Source organism: Okeania hirsuta (assembly GCF_003838195.1).
Classification (GTDB): Bacteria; Cyanobacteriota; Cyanobacteriia; order Cyanobacteriales; family Microcoleaceae; genus Okeania; species Okeania hirsuta.
In genome coordinates, this window is record NZ_RCBY01000401.1 from 1 (window position 1) to 3,910 (window position 3,910).

A 3,910-nucleotide genomic window follows, 5' to 3' on the forward strand; every position below is an offset into this window, starting at 1 on the left:
ATCAGTTATCAGTTATCAGTACCAACCCCTAAAGCATGAGGCAAGAAAATACTGAAGTTTACTTTTTTCTGGCTATTGACCCTATTTTTTGGTCATAAGATTTTTAATTTGATTTTCTAAGCCGGAAGTCAAGAGTCAGCGAAGCTGAAGTCAGGAGTCAGGATTGCAAAATTTAACAATTCATGATTCTACTCTATTCAGATATATCTTGCTACGAGACAACGGGGAGATGGGGAGTGAGGGAGTAGAGGAGCGGAAAAAACTGTCAGTAGGAAAAAAACCGAAATACATCCTCTTTCTTTGACAAGAATTACGCAAAGGTACTATATATAGTAGATAAAAACCATACCATTGTGGTACATATAGTGTTTTTTTCGGCAAAATGCTTAAGTCCTGTTTTAACAAGCTATCAGCTATCAGCTATCAGCTATCAGCTAAAATCGGCGGGTTCGGCGTCCCCCATGCTTATTTGAAAAAGCGCGTGGTGTGCGTGTTCTGGTGGATTAAAATCCCCATCATACGCCTTGAGAGCTGAGGTGCTGAGGTGCTATTTCAATTGGAGCTGAAGTCATTTTTCTCAATTTCAATTAATACCATTACGGTTGCACCAACTGCCATTATATAGAATCCTTATGATATCTTTGCACGCGGTATGTGCTTTTGGCTGCCGTCCTTAGTCGGTGGTGAAGTCAGGAAATTTAGAAATAGAATAGGGGAAAAAGCGGATGCGACCCTGCGACGACGACGGCTCGCTTGCGGAACGCGCATCAAGCAAGTAGAAAAATGCTCCCTATTCCCCTACTCCCTTACTTCTCTCCCTATCTTCTTACCTCCCCTCAAATGAGTTATACCATTTCTCAAAAACTTTTCTACATTTTTACATAGTAGGGGAGTAGGGGAGTATGGGAGTAGGGGAGTGGGTGAGAAGTAAAAAAAAATAATAATTAATATTAAACTGACTCAAATTAGCAAAAAGTTTATTCGGATAGTTTAATTAGTTAATAACTGAAGTGTTACCCAAATATAGCACTAATGCATGGTAATTGGTATTATATAGCAGTCGAAGGAAAGGTGTTTGACAGATCGCTCATCTTGAAACTCAGACAACGCAATATTTTTCCTTCTTCCTTCTGCTATAAAAAATTCTTGATTAGTTCTTTCAATTGGAAACTATACCAGGGCGAAGTGCTATATTTTTTATTCCCTATCTTTTGATTTTGGGTTTAATACCCCACCGTCTACAGGGTGTTTACAATTGGTTGTGGTTTGTAGACGCGGAGCGGCTTGTCGAAGACTATCCCCATCCACTTTTTCTTCCCTCTTCCTTCTTTCTTCTTCCTTCTTCAATCTCTATTCCTTATTCTCTATTATGTTATCAAAATTCCTCAAATTGATTAACTGGAAAAATTTTAATACATTTTTATTATTAACATTTACCTGGATATTTATACCTCTATTTTTGGTAGAAATTGTGATGATTGTTTTGGAGCCTTATCTATTTAAAGGTCTCTATCAGTACGATTCAGATTTAGGATTTAGAGTACGACCTTATATTAATGGTAATAATCAATTTGGTTTTAACGATAGAGATTATCCTTTGCAAAAAGACCAGAATAAATTTCGATTATTAGTGGTTAGCGATTCGTTTAATTGGGCTGGTGGAAAAGAAGGAAATTATACGGCTTTGTTGGAGAAAAATTTTGATAATTATTATGGCAAACAGCAAGTTGATGTGATTAATGTAGGCTATCCAGGAACTCATACTGGGGAGCAGTTAGCTATGTTGAAAAAATACGGGTTGCAATATAATCCGGATTTAGTAGTATTAGGTTTTTTTGTTGGTAATGATTTTCGGGATGCTGACCCAGAAAGAAAACGAATTATTGTCAATGGTATCTATATAGATATAGATAAGGAAGATGAATTAATTATTTTTGGTTATCCGATTATTGGTAAGTCTAGATTATTGATGTTTTTACAGCAGAAATATCAAGTTTACCAGGAATTACAAAGAGCTAAACAGGATTCTGCCCAGTTTAGTAGTTCTCTAGTTGCTAGTTTAAATTTAGCATCAGCTCCAATTATTGAACGGGAAAAGTCACCGGGAATTTTATCTGAAAAAGCTTTTCTGCGGGTAGAAAAAAGTAGGCTCAAATTCTGTAAGATTAGAGATTTACTTGAGGGCAAGCGAGACGATAATATTAACTATATTTTTCAGAGTATTTCAGAAATGCAAGCCTTATTAGAGTCTCGAAATATTCAGTTTGTGGTGGCAATTTATCCCGATGAATATCAAGTTAATGATGAATTGTTGAATGACATTTTTGCGGAATATGATGATTTGAAGCGAGAGTCTTATAATACGACTTGTCAGCAAGAGATTTTGAGGAAATATTTGGAGGCTAATAGTATTCCTTATATAGATATGTTAGATAGATTTAGAAGAGAACAAAAAAATCGTCCTTTATACTTACTTCGGGAACCTCATTGGAATAGTGCTGGAAATTTATTAGCTGCGGATATTTTATTCGATTATTTAGTAAGAGATATCGATAATTTTTTTGAATAAGGAAGATTGCTATGGCAGAAGGAAGAAGGAAGGAAGAAGAAAGAAAGAAGGAAAAAAAAATGGATTGGGACTCAAAACCCAACCAATTGTAAACACCGTGTAGACGGCGCTTTTTTCAACCCAAAATCAAAAGATAGGGAATAAAAAATATAGCACTTCGCCCTGGTATAGTTTCCAATTGAAAGAACTAATCAAGAATTTTTTATAGCAGAAGGAAGAAGGAAAAATATTGCGTTGTCTGAGTTTCAAGATGAGCGATCTGTCAAACACCTTTCCTTCGACTGCTATATAATACCAATTACCATGCATTAGTGCTATATTTGGGTAACACTTCAGTTATTAACTAATTAAACTATCCGAATAAACTTTTTGCTAATTTGAGTCAGTTTAATATTAATTATTATTTTTTTTTACTTCTCACCCACTCCCCTACTCCCATACTCCCCTACTCCCCTACTATGTAAAAATGTAGAAAAGTTTTTGAGAAATGGTATAACTCATTTGAGGGGAGGTAAGAAGATAGGGAGAGAAGTAAGGGAGTAGGGGAATAGGGAGCATTTTTCTACTTGCTTGATGCGCGTTCCGCAAGCGAGCCGTCGTCGTCGCAGGGTCGCATCCGCTTTTTCCCCTATTCTATTTCTAAATTTCCTGACTTCACCACCGACTAAGGACGGCAGCCAAAAGCACATACCGCGTGCAAAGATATCATAAGGATTCTATATAATGGCAGTTGGTGCAACCGTAATGGTATTAATTGAAATTGAGAAAAATGACTTCAGCTCCAATTGAAATAGCACCTCAGCACCTCAGCTCTCAAGGCGTATGATGGGGATTTTAATCCACCAGAACACGCACACCACGCGCTTTTTCAAATAAGCATGGGGGACGCCGAACCCGCCGATTTTAGCTGATAGCTGATAGCTGATAGCTGATAGCTTGTTAAAACAGGACTTAAGCATTTTGCCGAAAAAAACACTATATGTACCACAATGGTATGGTTTTTATCTACTATATATAGTACCTTTGCGTAATTCTTGTCAAAGAAAGAGGATGTATTTCGGTTTTTTTCCTACTGACAGTTTTTTCCGCTCCTCTACTCCCTCACTCCCCATCTCCCCGTTGTCTCGTAGCAAGATATATCTGAATAGAGTAGAATCATGAATTGTTAAATTTTGCAATCCTGACTCCTGACTTCAGCTTCGCTGACTCTTGACTTCCGGCTTAGAAAATCAAATTAAAAATCTTATGACCAAAAAATAGGGTCAATAGCCAGAAAAAAGTAAACTTCAGTATTTTCTTGCCTCATGCTTTAGGGGTTGGTACTGATAACTGATAACTGAT

General features: G+C 36.9%; 2 protein-coding genes. One reads left to right on the forward strand and one right to left on the reverse strand.

Annotated elements, in window-relative coordinates:
* Positions 1-1,197 precede the first annotated feature (1,197 nt).
* A complete protein-coding gene (locus D5R40_RS36575; RefSeq protein ID WP_161564620.1) occupies positions 1,198-1,347 on the reverse strand; it encodes a hypothetical protein in 150 nt (49 codons plus the stop codon).
* Positions 1,348-1,369: 22 nt separating this feature from the next.
* On the opposite strand from D5R40_RS36575, the gene D5R40_RS30885 reads away from it, so the two are divergent.
* Positions 1,370-2,569 (forward strand): alginate O-acetyltransferase AlgX-related protein, encoded by a 1,200-nt coding sequence (locus D5R40_RS30885; protein WP_124146018.1) that lies wholly within the window; start codon positions 1,370-1,372, stop codon positions 2,567-2,569.
* Positions 2,570-3,910 lie beyond the last annotated feature (1,341 nt).

What these genes read in the sequence shown, in the direction of transcription:
- D5R40_RS30885 (WP_124146018.1), top strand. Translation starts at nt 1,370, where the DNA reads ATGTTATCAAAATTCCTCAAATTGATTAACTGGAAAAATTTTAATACA.